Annotated in this window: 20 protein-coding genes; 10 read left to right on the plus strand and 10 right to left on the minus strand. The window is 32.5% G+C overall.

Annotated features, from left to right (window positions below; all coding sequences use genetic code 11):
- Nucleotides 1-22: 22 nt before the first annotated feature.
- The 4 genes from ACVC43_RS10235 to ACVC43_RS10250 are packed head-to-tail and all read right to left on the minus strand — an operon-like array spanning nt 23 to nt 4,190.
- Nucleotides 23-1,804, minus strand: coding sequence for an SAVED domain-containing protein (locus ACVC43_RS10235; RefSeq protein WP_452224420.1), 1,782 nt, complete (start codon nt 1,802-1,804; stop codon nt 23-25).
- A 2-nt stretch (nt 1,805-1,806) separates the two neighbouring features.
- Nucleotides 1,807-2,679, minus strand: a complete 873-nt coding sequence (locus ACVC43_RS10240) for an AAA family ATPase (RefSeq protein ID WP_452224421.1) — start codon at nt 2,677-2,679, stop codon at nt 1,807-1,809.
- On the minus strand, nt 2,673-3,164 hold the full coding sequence (locus ACVC43_RS10245) for an HORMA-1 domain-containing protein (protein WP_452224422.1): 492 nt from the start codon (nt 3,162-3,164) through the stop codon (nt 2,673-2,675). The genes ACVC43_RS10240 and ACVC43_RS10245 overlap by 7 nt, the downstream gene beginning before the upstream one ends.
- Nucleotides 3,165-3,167: 3 nt before the next feature.
- Nucleotides 3,168-4,190 (minus strand): CBASS oligonucleotide cyclase, encoded by a 1,023-nt coding sequence (locus ACVC43_RS10250; protein ID WP_452224423.1) that lies wholly within the window; start codon nt 4,188-4,190, stop codon nt 3,168-3,170.
- 206 nt (nt 4,191-4,396) lie between these two features.
- Here ACVC43_RS10250 and ACVC43_RS10255 point away from each other — a divergent pair, with 206 nt between their 5' ends.
- The 7 genes from ACVC43_RS10255 (at nt 4,397) to ACVC43_RS10285 (ending at nt 8,289) form a co-directional block, all read left to right on the plus strand.
- The gene (locus ACVC43_RS10255) at nt 4,397-5,677 is read left to right on the plus strand and encodes an AAA family ATPase (RefSeq protein ID WP_452224424.1); all 1,281 of its coding nucleotides are present in this window, start codon (nt 4,397-4,399) and stop codon (nt 5,675-5,677) included.
- A gap of 16 nt (nt 5,678-5,693) precedes the next feature.
- On the plus strand, nt 5,694-5,906 hold the full coding sequence (locus ACVC43_RS10260; protein ID WP_452224425.1) for a hypothetical protein: 213 nt from the start codon (nt 5,694-5,696) through the stop codon (nt 5,904-5,906).
- A gap of 398 nt (nt 5,907-6,304) precedes the next feature.
- Nucleotides 6,305-6,865 carry a helix-turn-helix domain-containing protein gene (locus tag ACVC43_RS10265; protein WP_452224426.1) on the plus strand — a complete coding sequence of 187 codons (561 nt, stop codon included), beginning with the start codon at nt 6,305-6,307 and terminating at the stop codon, nt 6,863-6,865.
- Between the two features lie 96 nt (nt 6,866-6,961).
- Nucleotides 6,962-7,087: a hypothetical protein gene (locus tag ACVC43_RS10270; protein WP_452224427.1), complete on the plus strand. Its 126-nt coding sequence runs from the start codon at nt 6,962-6,964 to the stop codon at nt 7,085-7,087.
- Between the two features lie 273 nt (nt 7,088-7,360).
- Nucleotides 7,361-7,702: a cupin domain-containing protein gene (locus ACVC43_RS10275; protein WP_452224428.1), complete on the plus strand. Its 342-nt coding sequence runs from the start codon at nt 7,361-7,363 to the stop codon at nt 7,700-7,702.
- 10 nt (nt 7,703-7,712) lie between these two features.
- The gene (locus ACVC43_RS10280) at nt 7,713-7,862 is read left to right on the plus strand and encodes a hypothetical protein (RefSeq protein WP_452224429.1); all 150 of its coding nucleotides are present in this window, start codon (nt 7,713-7,715) and stop codon (nt 7,860-7,862) included.
- A gap of 103 nt (nt 7,863-7,965) precedes the next feature.
- Entirely contained in the window at nt 7,966-8,289 is a 324-nt protein-coding gene (locus tag ACVC43_RS10285) for a phosphoribosylpyrophosphate synthetase (RefSeq protein ID WP_452224430.1), read from the plus strand.
- 243 nt (nt 8,290-8,532) lie between these two features.
- Here ACVC43_RS10285 and ACVC43_RS10290 read toward each other — a convergent pair whose 3' ends face one another.
- The 3 genes from ACVC43_RS10290 to ACVC43_RS10300 all read right to left on the minus strand — a co-directional run bounded on the left by ACVC43_RS10290 (nt 8,533) and on the right by ACVC43_RS10300 (nt 13,798).
- Nucleotides 8,533-9,963, minus strand: a complete 1,431-nt coding sequence (locus ACVC43_RS10290) for a hypothetical protein (RefSeq protein ID WP_452224431.1) — start codon at nt 9,961-9,963, stop codon at nt 8,533-8,535.
- Nucleotides 9,964-10,183: 220 nt separating this feature from the next.
- Nucleotides 10,184-12,475 carry a TonB-dependent receptor family protein gene (locus ACVC43_RS10295; RefSeq protein WP_452224432.1) on the minus strand — a complete coding sequence of 764 codons (2,292 nt, stop codon included), beginning with the start codon at nt 12,473-12,475 and terminating at the stop codon, nt 10,184-10,186.
- 39 nt (nt 12,476-12,514) lie between these two features.
- On the minus strand, nt 12,515-13,798 hold the full coding sequence (locus ACVC43_RS10300; protein ID WP_452224433.1) for a PQQ-dependent sugar dehydrogenase: 1,284 nt from the start codon (nt 13,796-13,798) through the stop codon (nt 12,515-12,517).
- A gap of 156 nt (nt 13,799-13,954) precedes the next feature.
- On the opposite strand from ACVC43_RS10300, the gene ACVC43_RS10305 reads away from it, so the two are divergent.
- A complete protein-coding gene (locus ACVC43_RS10305) occupies nt 13,955-15,079 on the plus strand; it encodes a peptidoglycan DD-metalloendopeptidase family protein (RefSeq protein ID WP_452224434.1) in 1,125 nt (374 codons plus the stop codon).
- A gap of 120 nt (nt 15,080-15,199) precedes the next feature.
- On the opposite strand, the gene ACVC43_RS10310 is transcribed toward ACVC43_RS10305, so the two are convergent.
- A complete protein-coding gene (locus ACVC43_RS10310; protein WP_452224435.1) occupies nt 15,200-16,048 on the minus strand; it encodes an NAD(P)H-binding protein in 849 nt (282 codons plus the stop codon).
- 332 nt (nt 16,049-16,380) lie between these two features.
- Here ACVC43_RS10310 and ACVC43_RS10315 point away from each other — a divergent pair, with 332 nt between their 5' ends.
- Nucleotides 16,381-18,222, plus strand: coding sequence for a beta strand repeat-containing protein (locus tag ACVC43_RS10315; RefSeq protein WP_452224436.1), 1,842 nt, complete (start codon nt 16,381-16,383; stop codon nt 18,220-18,222).
- Between the two features lie 75 nt (nt 18,223-18,297).
- Here the strand turns inward: ACVC43_RS10315 and ACVC43_RS10320 are convergent, their stop codons facing one another.
- Both ACVC43_RS10320 and ACVC43_RS10325 read right to left on the minus strand, forming a co-directional pair.
- Nucleotides 18,298-18,798 (minus strand): hypothetical protein, encoded by a 501-nt coding sequence (locus ACVC43_RS10320; protein ID WP_452224437.1) that lies wholly within the window; start codon nt 18,796-18,798, stop codon nt 18,298-18,300.
- Between the two features lie 2 nt (nt 18,799-18,800).
- The gene (locus ACVC43_RS10325) at nt 18,801-19,403 is read right to left on the minus strand and encodes a hypothetical protein (RefSeq protein ID WP_452224438.1); all 603 of its coding nucleotides are present in this window, start codon (nt 19,401-19,403) and stop codon (nt 18,801-18,803) included.
- Between the two features lie 213 nt (nt 19,404-19,616).
- Between ACVC43_RS10325 and ACVC43_RS10330 the strand changes: the two genes are divergently transcribed.
- Nucleotides 19,617-20,438: an SDR family oxidoreductase gene (locus ACVC43_RS10330; protein WP_452224439.1), complete on the plus strand. Its 822-nt coding sequence runs from the start codon at nt 19,617-19,619 to the stop codon at nt 20,436-20,438.
- Nucleotides 20,439-20,475 lie beyond the last annotated feature (37 nt).

Below are 20,475 nucleotides of genomic sequence, written 5' to 3' on the forward strand. Positions count from 1 at the left end.
TTAGAAATTCATTTTATTATTTTTAATTAGTAACCATTGCCAGAAAACTTCGTAAACCTTCTTTAATTTTATCGCTATCCATTTTTCTGAATCCTTCCACAATATCATCAATACCTGTTGGTGTTCCTCTTACAATTTTATTATTGTGAAAAATTGCTAATTCATAACGATAATAATTACTCGTTTTTAATTTAATAGCAACTCGTCTACGATTTAAAATAAATGGTGGTGGACCAGCAAACTCTATAACTGGTTTATCAAACAAAATTTCAATTATTTCCTCGAGAGTTCCCGTGTTTGAAAGTTGTTCTATCCTTACCCATTGCCAGTACCAATTAAGGAAACGATTTATTGATCTTATATTCAGCTCATTTAATTCTACACCATTATCAACGAAAGACCACATTGTCTCTGTTGCAGTATCTATAGCTGTCAAAAAGAATTTTTTTAGGTTATTTTCAATACTTTTGTTTTTCTCTATACTGAATTTATATTCATACAATAATCCATATACATCAGCCTGATAATCAGCTTCCTCAATTACTTTTGGAAATTGCCCAATACCATTAGCTACAGAGCCAATTAAATTATGAGCTTCAGGACAATAGTGTAAACCTTCATGAAAAAGGAATAGTCTACCAGCCTGTAAAATATTGGAGCCTTCAATTTTTCCTAATCTGTTGTTCAAACTAACAAACATTCCATCGTCAATTTTCCATTTTAAGTCGGTTTTATTATATTCAAATCCATCACTAACTATATTTTCATCTAAATCAATGAAATCATTTTTAAGTGACGTAGTTTTAAGCTGTGGTAATTTTAGCCAAAGTCCTTGTGCATAGTCTTTTAGTTTAGGATTTTTTTGAGTTATATGTTCATACCAATTATCAAAAAGACCTTCGCTATTTCCTATAAACGTTTTGATATCAATTTGTAGTTGTTTTTCCCAAGAATTTCTAATATCTGATGCAATTTTTCTATCACTTTCAGTAAAAGCGATAGCATCATCAGAACTTTTATCTATTAATATAGCTTCTCTATATTTTGGAGTTTCATCTCTATTGAACTGATAGGTCTGAACGTATGGATAGATATTTGGGTTTATTCTAGTTCCAATAGCAAAAGCAACTGCTGTTGTTGAAGAAACAAACAAATGAATTTTAGTTTTATCAGGAAGGTAATTACTACAAGCTGAAAGAATGTTTTGAAAAGCATCAATAACATCATTCATTTCTTCTTGGTTGGATATTCCATCGATATGAGGCTCTTTTAATAATAAATCAAATTCATTTGTTGGATTTGATAATACTTCTTGTGAATGTTGTGGCTCAATTCTATATGATGTACCAACTCTAATAAAAATTTCCCCTACACCTTTCTGGACATCAGTTGGTAAATTAGTCTCTTTAATTTCAAAATTATAGTCTTTTGGTTTTTCAGTTTGCAAATACCACTCATTGTTTTTATGATGGAGTTGGAAAAGTAAAAACTTATTGTAATTACTGCATAGGAAACCAAGATGGATAGCTAATGGGATTGGAGCTAAACCAAAATAAGCTATACTAGATTCAGGATTTGCTTTAAATATAGGCTCTATTTCATCTTTAAACCTTCTCTGTTGTTCTAGAGCTAATTGTTCATAAGGTAAATCGTATAAATCAGATAGTTTAGCGTCAGCAATTTCAAAGTCTATAAAAATAATTTCTTTGTCAATTGCTATTTCAGAAAGCGCTTTAATACATTCTTCTTTAGTTATTTTTTTTTCTAATCCGGAATGAGCAATAATAATAATAGTTTCATTCATATTTAATCAATTAATGGAGATGGTTTTGTAGTTTCTAATGTTGTCTTAAATATTTCAATCGTAAAAGGTGTGTCAATTTCAATAGCTTTATAAATTGCTTGTTTAGCAACTCTATGTATTAAATCAGAAAAACTATATGGTATTTCTTGAGCTTGGATATAATTAATAATATCTTCAAATAAAGGTTTGTCATAATCAATATCCTTGAAAATATATTCAACGACTTCATTTATCTTTTCTCCAGAAGGCCGTTCAAAAATTAAGTTTAACGATGTTCTCCTTCTGACAGCTGGATCTAGTGCCTCTAATCTATTTGTAATTAATATTACCGCTAGATTAACATTCTCTTTTCTAATGAGGTCAATTTGTTTAATTAGAACATTTAGACCAGCTCTGTCTTCATGATGCGCTTGATTTTGAGATCTACTAGTTGCTATATCATCTGCTTCATCAATAATAAGTACACCTAAATCGGTTTTTCCAAGTTTTCTCTTCGCCTGTTCGAATGCTTCTGTTATTCTATTTGAAATCTCTCCTACTAAACCACTTCCTCTTATATTTGAGGGTGTTTCGAATACAGTAATTTTTTTATCCAGTTTAATAGATAACGGAGTTGCAATAGATTGAGCTAATGCAGTTTTGCCACAACCAACATCTCCTGACAAAATCACCAAAGGAGTCCCAGAGTATATCTGATTAACAATAGATATTTCTTTTTTATGATGTTTAGTCTGCCAATCTTTAATTTTATCATTATCCAATAATAGGCTTAATGATGAAAGTAAATTTGATTTATTTTCATCAATACCAATAAGTTCAGCATATTGTTTTTCAGCTATTTTATTTGGGTGCTCAATATTATATAAATTTACCATGCTCCAATTTTGCTTTGAGTTACTCCATATCCATCTTTGGAATATGATTTTAAAACCTCGCGAGTTCCTGTCAAAGCTGAACCATTTCCCCAACCCCAATTTTCTAATTGCCTATCAACTTCATCAATGTTTTTACTCTCTCTATCCAATTGAACTAATAAATTTACTTTGATATCACTTGAAAGCAACCAATAATTTATTTTTCCTGAATCTTCATCAGAATATATCTGCCCATTGGCCTTAACTTCATAATGCAAGCCACCAACTTCTTTACCATCTGGTGTTTTAAATTGTAATTGAAAATACTTTAAAGCTTCCTTATTTAATAAATAAAGAACATCGCTTTTAATACTTTTAACTCTGTCCAAACTTATTAGATTTCTACTCATTAGGCCTAATAAATCTTCCTGTACTTTATTCATGACATATCTTGCTCTAGCTTCTGAATATGTTGATGATTCTGATCTTGTATAACTTGTACTCATATTCTATTCTGTATGATTTTTAAATGAATTCCCAAATATTTTAATTAATTCTTCTATAGATTTAGCATCTTCTCCTTCTAAATCGTGACCAATAATTCTACTCCAACTATCTCTTCCATTTTCAAGCCAACTAGCCAGTTCATCAATTTTAGAAGAGCTCCAATTTTTTACGATGTTATTATCAGGATTAACAGGATCTATAACTGACCATGTGTAATAATCTTTAGTAGGATTATTATAATCGCTAAATAGAATAGGCTCTTTGTTTTTAACTAAATGCGCCAAATAACCAAACCAATTTGCTAGCGTTTCAGCATATGTTTTTCTAACCGATAATTCATCAAAAGCTTTAGCTGTTAACAAATTTATCAAAAAACTGGGTGGACTATCATCTCCACTTAACCAATAAGAGTTATTTGCCTGTGTATCTCGCCACCATTTAAACAATCGCAAGCATTCATTATATTTAACTCTTCCAACTTCACTATTGCTTGTATTTGTTCTTTTTTTTATAAAATCTACATGCTTTTTTACCGATGTATTTATTTTTTCACCAGTAGACCTTATTAATATTTGCTCATCAATACTTGTACCTTCTAACATTGGAACTATATCCAAATTCACTTTATCTGGAAACTTAAGTTTAATTGAACTTTTTGTTTTCTCCTTATCAACATTTGGGTAGCAATCATCAACAATTTTATAGAAAACATTTAGTAAATTAAATAATGCGTAGCCATCTTGATTATCTTGAATTACGAAGGGCAAATCTACATCAAGTCCTTCTACTTCTGCATCTCCTCTATAATGTCTTCTCAATCCTGTTTTAGTAGTAAAAGATCCAGCATTTGGTGTAGAAACAACAACTAAATTGTATTCATCTGATTCAGCCTTGGCTTTAATATTTTCTCTCGCTTTGTTTGATCTCTCTTTAATCTCGTCTCGTTTTGCTGCTTCAGGTTTTATCCAATCAACAAAAGTTGTAATCCTTTTATGCAAAACGGAATGTGTTGTTAATTCACTCATATTTATTTTACTTTATAATATTATACGTATAACTCTCATTTTTGGCTTAAAATATTCATAAATACGTATTAATATTCAAGTATTATGAGTTTATTTCTCACAAATATACAAAAAATAATTTAATCAAACAAATAAAATTCATAATATATGAGAATATCTCTCATTTTTTTATTACTTTTACGGAAATCCTCAATAAAACATTCAACATGCTCGTAAAATTCACGGTAGGAAACTTTCTTTCTTTCAAAGAAAAAGTAGCTATTGACCTTAATGCTAGTTCTTTAACTGAATTAAGAAATGATAATATTCTATCTACAACAGTTTCTAATGTAAGTTTACTTAAAAGTTTAGTTGCTTATGGTGCTAACTCAAGTGGTAAGAGTAATTTATTTAAAGCTATTAAGTTTGTTAAAAAGTTTATACAAAACTCATCTAAAGATTCACAAGCGGATGAAGAGATTAATATAGAGCCCTTTCGTTTATCAACAGAAACATTGAATAAACCTAGTTATTTTGAAATTGAGATTGTATTTGATGGTGCCAAATATCGCTATGGATTTCAAGTAGACAAAAAAAGAGTTCATAAAGAATGGTTATATTTTAGCAAAAAATCAAAAGAATATCTTTTATTCAAAAGGGATCTACAATCAATAGAAATTGGTAAGAAATATGATGTTACAAGTGAACATTTTATTAGTAACACAAGAGAAAACTCACTTTTCTTATCATTATGTGCACAGTTAAATATTAAAATAGCTATTAATATTATTAAAGACCTTGGCAACATAAAATATATATCTGGCACTAATGATAGTGAAGCAATTAATTTTACAGTCAAATTATTAAATGATCCTGAATATAAAGTAACAATCAACAATTTTATAAAAGGAGCAAATCTTGGATTTAACCAAGTGAAAACAGAAAACATTGAACTTACAGCTGAATTACTTGAAAAAAGTGGATTACCGAAAGAATTGCATAAAATATTATTGGAGAGAAATAAAGAAAATGTTGCAATTATGACAGAGCATATTGTATATGATAGTAATCTCGAACCTAAAAGAAGCACATATTTTGATTTAATAAGGAATGAATCTTTAGGAACTAGAAAGTTATTTTCTTTAGCAGGTCCAATTGTTGATGCCTTTGTAAATGGAAAAACTTTAATAATTGATGAATTTGATGCTAGACTTCATCCTTTATTAGGCAAAGCAATAATAAAATTATTTAATTCGGATGAAAACAATAAAGCTCAATTATTACTTGCATCACATAATTCCCATTATATAAACTCTAGTTCAAAATTATTTAGAAGAGATCAAATAATGATTTTTGAAAAAGATGTTTACGGACAAACTACTTTTGAAACATTAAATGATAAAAAAATAAGGAAAGATGCATCTTTTGAAAAGGATTATTTATCTGGTAAATATGATGGTATTCCTATAAAATTAGAAATAAACAGTCAACTTAATTTATTTGAATAAACAAACCTCAAGTATTATGTTCAAAATAACAGAATTAACACATTTGGCAGCTGGCGATAAAATTTATGCTCCTAAATTGGATAAATATTTTAAAATTGTTGATTATAGTTATAGTCGTGTTTTCAAGGAAATGCTTGCTAATTTGGCTCCATCTACTGAAAATCCTAATGAAAGTGGTTTTACAGCTACTTTATCAACAATCATTGAATTAGATTATTATAAGTGTTAATTTCTCATTACACACACATTCCACTTCACTCCTATCGTCGCTTCGTAAAAAGAGTGTTCCATTAACATCGCAGAGAAAAATTATAGAAGAAAAAAATAAGAAAAAGCAGTAATTTAACTTCGCTTTTACCAAAGCAAAGTTACATAACGCAGAACATTATAATACAGATTTGAAATTATAATCAGTCATTATGTAAAATGTCTTTGTAACATTAAAAGCATCAGTTTTATTGTTATCATTCAAAAATATATCGTGTATTCCAAATAGCTATATTTTCGCTTTTACCCAATAAAAATCACCTTAGGCAAAACTATTGTAAATTTTATTACAATTGGCTTAACAGTGTTATTGAATATATTTTCTGATATCACTTATTTAAAACATATCTTTAAGTCATTATGAAACTCTATATAAAATTTATGGTAAGTTTAAGGTGTAAGCTCATGGTAAAACTTGAACTAGAAAAATTAGGCTTGCATTATACAAGTGTTGAATTAGGTTTAATTGAAATAAAGGAAGACATTTCTGTTGAAATAAAACAAAAATTAAAATCAAATTTAGCGGTTTCTGGATTAGAACTATTAGATGATAAAAAAAGTATCCTTATTGATGAGATAAAAACGGCTATCATTGAAATGATTCACTATTCAGATGATTTTCCAAAATATACTTTTTCAGATTTTATTAGTGAAAAATTAGGGTTAGAATACGCCTACTTATCAAACTTATTTTCAGAAGTTAAGGGAATAACCATTCAGCATTTTATTATAAAACATAAAATTGAAAGAGCAAAAGAATTGATATTGTACGATGAGCTTAATCTCACAGAAATAGCATACAAATTAAACTACAGTAGTGTTGCTCACTTGTCTAACCAGTTTAAAAAGGTTACAGGCCAAAGCCCATCCTTTTATAAAATAATAGGTGCAAAACGTAAAAGCAACTTAGAAAATCTATAACTTATGTAACTCTATTCCATAAGTATGTAACATAAGCCATAGTATAAATTGTTTATTTACATAAGTATAATTAAGTACTTGTAAAAGCAATGTATTATGGACGACAAGAAAAAAGACCAAGATCAAAAAAAAAGAACTGAAACCACTGCTAAACACGGAAGCGATTCTAAAAGCAAAGTAGAGTCTAATAAAAAGGATTCTGATAAAAAAAAGAACCTATAACATAATTTTTTTTTACCGCTATTAATCAATTATATGTTTAGGAAGATTCAAATAAATTTTTATTTGATACTATAAAGCAGATCATCATGGTCTGCTTTTTTTATGCAGTACAAATATTAAATACATTATAATTATTTCAATTTAACTGTTAGGTCATAATTAATGTTTACTGGATTTACTTACCAATTGAAAAGTAAATTGTCAACTTACTTTTTTTTACATCTATAAAAGATAAAATGGTTTGTATAAATTTTATAAAAAAAATTAAACATTATGAATAAAGCATCACTACTCGATACTATTGAATATCAAGAGGACGATAAACCTACAGTTACAATACTGCTAAAAACAGCCAGTTCCAAAGAGGTACGCATTGTCATGAAAAAAGGTCAATTTATGAAAGAACATAAAGCACCATTTCCGATAATAATTGAAATTTTTGAAGGAGAAATTGATTTTGGTATAAACGGAAAAAAACAAATTCTAACAAAAGGAGATTTAATTGCCTTGGAAGCCAACATCCCTCATAACCTTACTTGTACTGCAGATTGTATCGTTCGTTTATCAATTTCTGTACTCGACAACGTAGAACGCGTTAACAAAATTTCACAATAAAAATTTACATATGAAAAAAATATGGATTGCCTTTACCAGTGTTGTAGTACTCTCATTCATTGTGCTTATTTGGGTTGGAACTGAAGTGTATCAAAAACAACCACCAATACCAGATTTCATTTTAGTAAAGGATACGGGAGAAACTGTATATACGAAGTAAGATTATTTTGATAGGAGACACAATTTCTCCTTAGGCATATTTTATTTCTGTTGGTTTACCATTCCAGAAACTATTTATGTTTTTAAAAGTAAAAAATAAAACTATGAAACGAAAAAGTTATGACACCGTTACTGAAGCAATGGCTGACCTAAGAAAACGTGGTTACACTATTGATTTTTCCATATTAACCACAAATGAAAGTCTCATTTCTCATCAAACTGCAACTGAATTGTCGCCAGCTGATTTTGAAATTGACCATTTTTACAGATTTGAAGGTAATAGCGATCCTGGAGATGCCATGATTGTTTATGCCATTTCCTCGAATAAAAACAATAGCAAAGGAATTGTTGTAAACGCTTATGGAATATATGCGGATAAAGAAATGTCTAAAATTGTAAAAAAATTAAGTACGCATCCAATAAATTGAATTTGGATATAATTGTTTTTATTAAAGATATCAAGAATGTTAAACTATTGTTAGGCAATATTCCATTTTACGCACATTATGCTTATATCTTATAGTTCGACTCCGCTCAACACAGGCTAGTCGCAAAAAAAGTGTTTACTCGCTCTATTCTATTTAAGAAATAAGAGCTCGTACATCTCGTAAACTCGATTTCATTAATATTGCAGAAGAAATTTTAAAAACATTTTTTTTGAAAGTTTCATCTTACTTTTTAATCACCCGACCTTGCCAACTATTATAGCCTATTTTAAATAAAATACTATTATAGGCGTGTAATCCAGACGCATCATACTCGTAACCCACAGCAAAACGTTTGGTGCGTTTTCTGTTATTATCGCGCCCTAAGTTAAAAGCAATATCAAAACCGCTTATTACACCAGCATTTAAATTGGTTTTATAAAACGGTGTTATACCATAGCCAACTCTGGGTTCTAACACCAGATTTCTTAAAGGCAAATAGATGGCCACTTTTGCAGCAGCCTTAAGTTGCAGCGATTCAAAAAAAGAAGCCTCCTTTAAAATGCCTGTATTTTCGTTTATGGCAAGCGTAAAACCGTATGGTAAGCGTTGCAAAAAAGAGGTTGAAGAGAATGCTGCTCTTGGCGTTACATGATAGCCTACTTCGTACCCAAAAGCGTTTAACTGCGTGTTATCGAGTCCGTTTTGGTAGTACAGCATGTGCGAGAATAGTGGGTAACGGTCCAGTTTTAATACGTTAGCATTATTAGCATAGCCTGCATGGTAACTTAATTTTAACTTGGTAGTATCGCCAGAGAATACAAAGTGCTCCTTTTCTACCGTTGCTATTTGTGGTTTAAAATGTTTGGCGATGTAGGCTGTAATTAAACGCTCTGTCTCTTCGGGAGCGTTTATTGCCCTGTAGGTGGTTACCAACAACTCTTTTAAGGCATTAGCGGCTGCTAAGGCTTCTGGTCTTAGTGCTCCGTTTTCGTATTCCCACTCCTCGTCTGCCATACCTGTTGTAGTATGAAGAAATATCATGGTATCTACACTCCCATCGCGCATTGTTTCTAATTGTTTAGCTGCTTTTGGCCAAAACAAGCGTGATAATTGCCAGCTTTTAATGTTAATAAGCTCAAAGGTGGTGGTATCTCTTATGGTGTGTTCTCTGGAATACGAGTCGGTAATGGCATGCATAAGCACATAAATACCTCTGCCAGCTTCACTGGCACCAACAGGATTATCTATGGTTTCCCGTAATAAAGTGTACACCATATTTATACAATCTGGTAATGCTTTTTTAAGAATATGTGCCTGCTGTGTATTAATAGCTTCGTACTGCCTAAGTGCCTGCATTACATAATGGCTGTTTGCCATAAAGTGGAAGATTTGCCTATCGGACAGAAATTGTCTGCCAAGGTCTAAATCGGGATAAGCACTATTAGCATCGTCACTGTCTTTAATAATACCATTGGTTACCAAAAAGTTAAATATGGTGGTGCCATCGGGTAAATTGTCCTGCGCTAATTGGGCTTTAAGCAATGCATAGGCTTTTTTTTCTATTTTAACGTGACCACCTGGAATATGTGCATTGACATAGCTAAACGAAAACAGACAAAGAAAAAGTAAAACAGAACGGATTTTAAAACAAGGGTATTTTGATGGGTTTTTCACGAAAAATGATATAGTTAGTGATGTAATGTAATAATACCATTTTGCAATTGCCGAAAAATTTTAAGAAAATTTGAGAGTGTTCGTTCTAATTATAATCATTCTGCGTGCAATGTCCTACTCTCCTATCCTGCTATAAACATAAGCAAGATGCATGTCTTAAATCTTTACATTTGGTTTAACATAGGGTTTAAAATGCATGATGAATTTAAATTAAAGCATCCTATAAAGTATACGCCAATTTAAATCCACCAAACCAATTGCGTGGTGCGCCAGGATAATAATAGCGTGGCTCTGCATTACCAAACCCTGTGGCATTAATAAGAATGGATGAGGCATATTTTTCATCTAAAATATTATTGATACCTGCCTTAAGCGCAACGGATAGTTGTGCTGTTAGTTGCGTATTGTACGTAATGTTTGAGTTAAATACAGTGTAGGCGTCTGAAAATAAGGTATTGGCATCATCCAACGGCATATCGCCAACATGGAGGAAATTGGTATTTAAATGCAACTGTTTAAAGCCAAAACGGATGCCTCCATTTAGCTTTGTGCTTGGCACACCTGTAAGCTGGTTACCTGAATAATCTGTATCACCATCCACAAAATCGATAAATTTATTATCGGATATTTCAGTATTTAAATAAGGTGCTAAAGAGAAGCCATTGCTAAATGCCTTGCGATATAAAATAGATAATTCTATTCCTTTATGCTGAGTTTTACCTGCATTACGTCCAATAAATTGATCATCACCAATACGGTCTGCAACAAGCAAGTTATCGATATCGAGCAGATAAGCAGATAGCTGAATTTTAAGTGCTCTCGCTAATGCGAACCATTCGCTACCAATTTCATAATTATAACCTGTTTCTGGGCCTAATTCAGTATTAATTAGTCCGTCTGGCGTAAGTGTTTCTTCTATAGACGGATAATTAAATCCTCTACTCACATTCGCGTAGGCGTTTATATCTGGCGTAAATTGATACACGAGATTAAAATTTGGCGCTAAAATAGGATCGAAATTACGATCTGCATTTTTATTGTCTTCACCAACATTAAATGCGTCCAGAAAGCTATAGTTGGTTGTGTTAACGTTTAAACCTATTTGTGCTTTTAATTTTTTACTAAATGGCAAAGTGACTGTTGCAAAAACGTTTAAATTGTTCCGTTTTTCTATGTTATCGCTTAGCAGTTGTCCTTCCAAACTGCCATTACCATTATTATCTTGATATAGGTTTTCTATGGTTTGCCAATTGTACTGGTCCTTGTAAAGTTCTCCACCAAAACTTAAAATAGCTTTTTTGTCTAAAAACTGAAAGTCTTTGGCAAATAAGGTTCTTAAGCCATAACCATTAGTGTATTCATCTAATATATTAAAAGGTCGTGGCTCGTAATGATCCAGATAGGTATAAAAGACAGACGTGGTATTACTGAAGCGTTCAGAAAAACGGTGCGTATAATGAAGTCCGACTAAAATCTGCTCATTATCTTCATAACCTTGCGCTGCATTCCAAGTAAAAGCTGCCTGAGTTGGGTCTTCCATAAATGCTGTACTATCAATCGAGCTTGCAATCTGGGCAACGTAATTAGTATAATTAATTAAAATACCTAACTCATTTTTTTTATTAAAGTTGTAATTTGAAGTTAATAACACAGCATTTCGATTGTAGCGACTATTTTCACGAAACCCATCGAATTCTAAATGGTCGTAATTGAGGTTTAATGATAATTTTTCGTTCGATGTGGCTACAGAAATATTATTTTTTAACATCCCAAAGCTACCCAAGGTAAGATTACTTTTAGCATAGGTTTCGCCTGCTTTAACTTGTATGGAGTTAAGTAGTAATGTACCACCCAAATTCGTTCCATATTGCGTGGCTTTTGGGCCTTTTACAATTTCGAGACTTTCTATATTTTCAGGATTAAAGGCGTCAATAGCTGTATCGCCTGTGCCATTGGTTATTGGTATACCATTAAAATAGGCTCGAATTTTATTGGTACCATAAAGTGTTCTGGAACCTACGCCACGAATAACAATTCTATTAGTGTTTAGTGCACCACTTTGAATGTAAACACCTGGTGTTTCGTTAATGGCAGAAACCATATCCACCGGACTATAAGCGTCGAACTTTTGTGCTGTAATTCTTGAAGTGGGTACAATTACTTTACTTTCTTTTTGATAGGCTGAAGAAAGAATAACCTCTTCAAGATCATTAGTATTTTTTAAAGCAGTAAGTTTAAAGATGGTGTGTTCTTTAGAAAGCGTGACCGTTTGCATATAATAATCTGGATGCTTAAGCGTGATTTCGATTGGTAATTGATACGTTTCTGGAAGTGTAAAAAAACCTTCGGTATCAGTTTTAGAAATCGCGTTAGTATTAACAAGAATTAAAACACCCGAAACATTAGCCTCTGTGTGGTCAATAACACGTCCACTAATGGTTTGAGCAAAACATAAATTTGTAATAGCGGTTAAGCCTATAACCATTATTAAGCTGAGTGATGTAAATTTCATGAAGTTTGTTAAGGCAGTGAATTCTGAATTATAAAGGTGTTATTTGTTGTAACTCACTTTCCATATAACATTACCAGAATCGTCATTAACTAATACATCTCCTGCTGGTGTAACAGCAACGCAAACTGGTCTTCCATATACATTTCTATCGTTATCCTCTGCAATAAAGCCAGTAAGAAAATCTTGCGGTTCACCTGTAGGTTTACCGTCTTTAAAAGGAATAAATTTTACAGCGTACCCTGAAAGTACAGAACGGTTCCAAGACCCATGCTGTCCAACCAACAGCCCATTTTTGTAGCTTTCAGGAAAACTATCATGTGTGTAAAATGTTAGTCCTAATGATGCGGTGTGTGGTCCTACGGAAACGTCTGGCACTATGGTTTTAGCCACCAATTCTGGAGCTTTACCTTTTAATCTTGGATCTTCTATGGCTCCAAAATAAGCATAAGGCCATCCATAAAAACCACCTTCTTGCACGCTTGTAACATAATCTGGCACTAAATTATCGCCAAGTTTATCGCGCTCGTTAACGGCTGTCCATAATTCACCATTAATAGGATTCCAATCCATACCAACAGGATTTCTAAGTCCGCTGGCATAAATTCTTTCATTTTCGCCATTAAGGTCGACTTCAAGTATGTTAGCACGACGAATTTCTTCCTCCATACCATGCTCTGCAACATTACTTGCCGAACCTACCGAAATATAAATTTTATCCTGTGCTTTGTTAGTAATAATATTACGTGTCCAATGGTTATTGTAACCACCAGCCGGAAGATCAACAATTTTAATACCCTTAGAATCCATTAAAGAGGTTTGTCCTGTTTTATAAGGATATTTGTACAAACCATCTGTATTGGCAACATAAAAATGATTGTTAACAATTAGCATCCCAAAAGGTTGGTTTAGGTCTTCCAGAAAAGCTTGACGTAGCTCTATGGTACCATCATTATCTTTATCGCGTAAAATAGTAATACGGTTGGCACTGTTTCTTGTATTAGATTCACAAACAAAAAAATCTCCATTTGGGCCAATATAGGTCCAACGTGGGTTTTCAAAACCATCAGCAAATTTGGTAACAATAAAGCCTTCCGGAGCCACTGGCATTTTACCTTCTGGCCAATCCACAAGTTTATTTGGGTTTCTTACAGATTCTGTAGCATACGGTTTTGGTAATATTAATTGGCCAATGGTTGTTTGTACGGTATCTGCGGTATTTTCAGAGGCCATTGGTTTTTCAGTTTTATTTGGATGCTGTTCACTTTTACATGAGTACATAAAAATGGTAAGGAGAACGACTGAGAGTAAATTATATCTTTTCATAAATAATGGTTTTCTTAAAAATAATGAATTCGGCTTTAAATAATTACTGCTATCCATTCGTTAGTATAACTTTAACATGTAACTTGTATAATCCTATCTAATAATTATTAAGCTTTCTGTAACAGTTTATGGAATGATTTGTGTATAATCGATGGTATGAAATGGAACTTTAAAATCATCTTCTTTTTATGTCTTCTAATAGCATCTTGTAAACAAGTTGTAAAAGTTACCGATGCTATTACAAAGCCATCAGCAAGAGAAGTTATTGAGCGTGATATAAAAGACAATGATAGTCTTTTTAAATGGTATCAAAACCGATATCGCTTTGCAAAAACCAATAAACTAACGCTTGAATTACCGTCTGCACTTAATTCATATGCTGATAGTTTAGATATTCAGGTTTTAGCTTATAAAGTGTCTTTAAAGCGTGGCGAACGTTTTAAAGTTGAATCTAATATAACAGCGGATAGCCTACAGTTGGCATTGGATATTTATAGGTTTGAAAACGATTCTACAATTGCAGCAAAACCAATTGTGTCTAATCAACCTGAAATCAATCAATTAGATTTTAATGTAGAAAAAACTGGTGATTATAAAATAACAATTTTATCTGAGCAAAAGTTACCAACTAAATTTGGTCTGAAATTATATACAGAGCCTACGTTAACTTTTCCGGTTAGCGGAAAAGGAAATGCAGCCATACAGAGTTTTTGGGGAGCACAGAGAGGTGGCGGAACACGTTTACATAAAGGTATAGATATTTTTGCAAAGCGAGGAACTCCGGTTGTGGCTGCCACAGATGGTTTTGTTTCTAATACCGGAAACAGAGGTTTGGGAGGCAAACAGGTTTGGTTACGTGACGGGCTGTTTGGCCAGTCGTTGTATTATGCCCATTTGGATAGTATTGCGGTTTCTGGTGGCAATCGTGTAAATGTTGGAGATACGTTGGGTTTTGTAGGTAATACTGGCAACGCTAAGACTACAGCTCCTCATTTACATTTTGGCATCTATACAAGAGGTGGTGCAGTAGATCCTTTACCTTTTGTGAAAACATACAATACATTTGAATTTGAGAATTCTGAATTGTATACAAAAGGCATAACCCGATTAAAAGTAAACGAACTGCGCTTGGGTGCTGGTGTTAAAAATGAAAAAATAGAGGATTTAAAGGCTAATGAGGAAGTAAAAATATTAGGAAAAACCAACCGTTGGCTACATCTTAGAGTAAACGACAGTATTGAAGGGTTTATGCACGAAACTTTGGTAAAGGAAGTTCAATAAATTTCGTTTGTTTCATTATAAGTTTCTCTCTCAAACCTCTCATTCTTTATTGATTTAAAAAACTTGATAAGTAAAAAATAAACGTATCAAATGGTAAACAAGGCTGTGGATAACTTAAAATCATGAATTTTTATAGGCCTTAATTATGTCTAAGGCAGATTTATGTGGTCTTCCTGCTGCACGCTCAAAATCAGACTTTACATGGTAAGCTCCATTTAAAATGCCTTCATAAATACCAGCAATAACAGTTCCCATAAAATCCCCTAATTCTGTTTTTCTTTCTTTGGCATAGGCTTCAACTGAAACCGAATTAAAAGCAAAATTGGTATTATAAACTGCATTCATATATTTTGCTAATTGTGCTTGTGTAATAGGTTCGCCAACTAAATTGTAAACCTTTCGGTTATGCTTATTTTCTGTTAACATCTTTGCATACGCCAGACTTAGTTCTGTTCTACTGGTATAAGCACATTTACCTTCACCTGCACAGTTTTTAATTTCTCCTTCTTTTTTATAGGTATCTATATATTCTAAATCGGGTTCTATGTAAATACCATTTCTACCAATAACCCAATCCAGACCAGAGTTTTGAACGTCTTTTTCTGTTTGGCGATTGCTTTGTACAATTGGACTAAATGCTGTATTTTCTACATCACCAACAATACTGGTATATACTATTTTCCTTACACCATTGGCCTTTGCGGCCTCAATGACGTTTTTATGTTGCTGAATACGCTTTTGTGGTTTATCCATTCCCGAAACTAATAAGACCACCTCTACTCCAACTAAAGCGACATCAAATTGTTCGCGACTATTATAATCTCCTTTTCTAACGTCTATACCAAGATGTTTTGCTTTTTCAGGTGTTCTGGCAATGCCAATAACATTTTCCTTTCCTATTTCTTGGATTAAATGCTTAGCTATTGCTGAACCTAATTGTCCGCTGACTGATGTGACTGCTATTTTCATAACTCCTAAAGTTTATTTTATTTTAAAGATACATTTTATTCCAAATCTTAGTGTTTAGATTTTCTACTATCATATAAGGAAAAGAACGAATAGATTAAAATACCACTACACCTTATGTGCTTTATTACACTTAAATCTATCTTTATGTGTTATGTTTTATGTAGTTAAACGAAGTTTATCCAGATTCATCGAATAATCATTCATTTTTAAAACCCTTGCAATATAACCTGCGTAAGTATGAGTGTTCCAAATTATTACACGCTAATCAACCTGTTGGTGTGTTTTTCTTAACCTGCATAACAATTAATTAATTCTAATTAAACTAAGAAATTATGAAAAAATTTATTTTAAGTGCAAGTTTACTATTTTTTGGAACGTGCTTATTCGCACAATCTAACAATAGTAACGTTTTACAAAATGGAAACAGTAACGGTTCTGCGGTTTCACAAACTGGTATTACCAACGAAAGCGATGTTCTACAACAAGGTAACGGCAATCTTTCCAGTGTCACGCAAACTGGAAACAGTAATGATGCCAACATGAATCAAGGCGATGCTGCCACAACATCTGCAAACTCTAACAATAATGATACTACCATTATTCAAGATGGTACTGATAACGAAGCCAATGCAAATACTGTAGGTAACGATAATACGGTGTCGCAAGACCAGACTGGTGTTGGGAATGTTGCGAATGCAAAACAAGGAAAGGTAAACGAGCTTTTTCCTGGTTTTTTTATTACTACAAAAAGTACAAATAACACAATTAACCAAACTCAGGATGGTATTTTAAATGAGGCTAATGGTACTCAAGGCGGAAGCTTTGGAACTGGTAATTTAATAGATCAAGATCAAATGGGTAACGAAAATCTTGCTAATGCAGACCAGCAAACAGGAGCTTCTAACAATGTTATTTCGCAAACACAAGACGGAAATAATAATGACGCTTTTGGACAACAAGGTTCTGGTGGTGGTATTAGTACTTTTAATAACGAAATTACCCAAACACAAACAGGAAACGATAACGAAGCCGTTTCTAACCAGTTAATTACTACAAAAAATTCGACTGCGATTCAAACTCAGGTTGGAAATGACAACTTTGCCGATTCTCGTCAACAGGGAGACAACAATGCTGTTTCTCAAAGTCAGGATGGTAATTTAAACACTGCAAATGCAGAACAACTTGGTACTTTTGCCGGAACAAGTTTCGATAATGTATTAAACCAAACACAAACGGGAGATAATAACATTGCGAATGCTGAGCAAAAAGGTGCTACAAACACCTCTTCTGAAACTCAGGATGGAACGATGAATGTTTCTAATATTATTCAAACTGGAGATGGTAATATATCTACAATTAGCCAGACTGGAAATGATAATGATTCGAACGTTACAGAAACTGGTATGTTAAACAGTAATGACTCTAATCAACAAGGTGATTTAAATGATTACGATTTACTGCAGAATGGTATGTCTAACAGTTCAGGAGTATTAACCATTGGAGATTCTAACACTGTTTTAGTTGACCAAGATGGAGATAATAATGCTTCAGAAGTTGCTCAGGGCTTTTCTGTTTCAACACCTATAGGACAAGTAACTTTTGGTGGTAATGATAATAATACAGCTACTGTTGATCAAGAAGGAAACGACAACAGTTCTGTAATTAGACAATACCAACTTGGTGGATCTGATAATAATGATGCTGATGTTTTTCAGTTTGGAGATGCTAACGAAAGTTTTGCAAATCAGCAAGGAAATTCAAATTCATTATCTCTAAATCAAATAGGAGATTTTAATGAATCTGATGCAGCAAGTTTAGGTAGTTTTAACACGATAAATACCGTGCAAACAGGAAATTCGAACGTTGCAGATACTTTTCAGCAAAGAGATTCTAATAACGCTACTACTACGCAAACAGGTAATAGTAACAACGATGCAACAAGCCAAAGAGGGTTTGATAATAACTCGATGGTTACACAAATGGGAGACAATAACACTTCTACTGTAACACAAGGTAGTAATGTATTTTTTAATCAAGGCGTAGATAATACGAGTACTGTTTTACAACAAGGTGACTTTAATACAAGTTCGGTTTTACAAAATGGAAATAACCAAAATAGCCAGGTTAACCAAATAGGAAACTCTAATACTTCTACAGTATCTCAACAAAACTAAAACAGGAAAGTGTTTTATAATTAATTTAAAAAAGGCCAAAACAAATGTGTTTTGGCCTTTTCCTTTTTAGGCATGCTAAAACCCTCTTATCTCCAGTTTGTGCAATACCTTCGGGTTTTTTTTACTAAAATTAATTATGGTTTGTAAATGCGATAGGCTTGTGCTTTTATTTTCAAGGATTGGGTTAATATTGTTCTCGTGCATGGTTTTAATACAGCCTAATAAAAAATCTGGATCTCGAAAGGAAAGTTCGTCTTCAAATGTATCATCTGTAAGTACTTTATACACATATCTATACCCAGCAACTTCCCCAACTATTCTATGATAAAACCTACTAATTTTATAACAATCTTCATCAATTAAATCTTGCCAGTTAGGTTTCCCATGATAATAGATTTTTTCTAAGTAGCAAAAATGAAAAAAAAGCTCATCGCACCACAAATCGAACTCTGGATACTGCCATTGCTCTTGATTAAATAGTGTGTTAAAAGCTTCTCTATAGTCTAACATCACCGGAAAAAGCGCTGTAATAATTTTTTCATTTATTATATGTGCATTTTTCAAAGTATCAACCATAACTAAGTGTTTAATACGGATTTAACCTCTCCGGAAATTTCAGAAAATTTTAGTTCTGTATCCTTATTACCCTCAATAATTTTGGCGATGCTTTGGTTAATGTCGTCTATAGATTTTTTATTATTAACCTCTAACTTTAGGTTGTTTAAATTAAGCTCAAGTTGCTTAACATGGTTTTTAAAATCATGAACACGTTCTTGAATTTCGGGTGACAAATGCGCTTTCGTTTTGTATAGTAATTCTTCCAAATCATCTACTTTGTTAGTTAATAAATTGAGATTAAGTGTATTAAAATCTTGTGCATTATACAGGTTGTTTGTGCTGTTATTTTTTATAGTTGCTAACTGCTGTGTAACGTTTCGTATTTCGTTTCTTAAACGATAAGTAGTTTCAAGTACCTTTGGATAAAGTATTCCCGTTTGCCTTATTTTTTCGAGTTCCTTCTCTTTCTTTAATTCGATCTCCAGTTTCCGTTTTGCTAATTTTTCGTCCACTTTAAGGTTTATAATTCCGGTTAATGACTGTTTTAAAATATAAGTGGCAATACCAATTAGGATGGTTGTTAGACCTAAGTTTACAAGAATTGAGTTTAAGATATCGTTCATTATTATTGTTATTATGAAGAAATGTACTGGTTAATAGCTTAATACATTTAATTTACAAAAAATATTTATAGTTACCCTTTTTACACTGTGGGTTTTAACTTGTATAGTAAACAGACTCATTTTTTTTAACGTTATTTAACGTGCTCCTAAAGTTTTATTAAAAGCCATGAACATGCTTAACATTTACTATATCTTGTAGGAAAACAAAACTATATGACTAATAAAACAATTTTAATTACAGGTGCTGGATCTGGACTTGGTAAAGGTACAGCGCTTGGACTTGCTGCAAAAGGACACCGTGTAATAGCAGGTGTACACAAATGGGAACAAAAATCAAGATTACTCGAAGACTCAAAAAAAGCAGGCGTTCAAGATAATCTCGAAATAATTAAATTAAATATTTTAGATTTAATGGATTGCCAGAAAGCCTGGGAATACGATATTGATATTTTAGTAAATAATGCAGGGATTGGACATTCTGGTCCAGTTTCTGAAATGCCAGTAGGACTTCTACGTGAAGTTATGGAAACTAATGTGTTTTCTAATCTCGAGTTTGCACAACCATTTATTAGAAAAATGGTAAAAAAAGGTAGCGGAAAACTGGTATTTGTATCTTCTGTGGCAGGCTTATCTACTGCACCATATCTAGGTGCCTACAACGCTTCTAAATTTGCGCTTGAAGCTATTGTACAATCACTGCGTGATGAACTAACACCTATGGGTCTTAGCGTAGCAACTATTAATCCTGGACCTTACGATACTGGATTTAATGATAGAATGTACGATAATTATGCTCAATGGTTTAATGAGGATACTCATTTTACACCTTTAAAAAATATTGAAGCAGCTGCAAAATCAATGGCGGAGAATCAATTCGATCCTAAAGCTATGATTGATAAAATGATAGAAGTCATCCCTCAGGATTCTCATGATTTTAGAACCATTTTACCAAAAGAATTCGTGGATATGTGTAAAAAATATCAAGACACACAATATAGCATACAATCTAATGCTGTAGATCCCTCGAAAAAATAATACTTAATAATGCTCCCGAAAGCTTTTAGTTTTCGGG

This window comes from Lacinutrix chionoecetis (assembly GCF_053604665.1).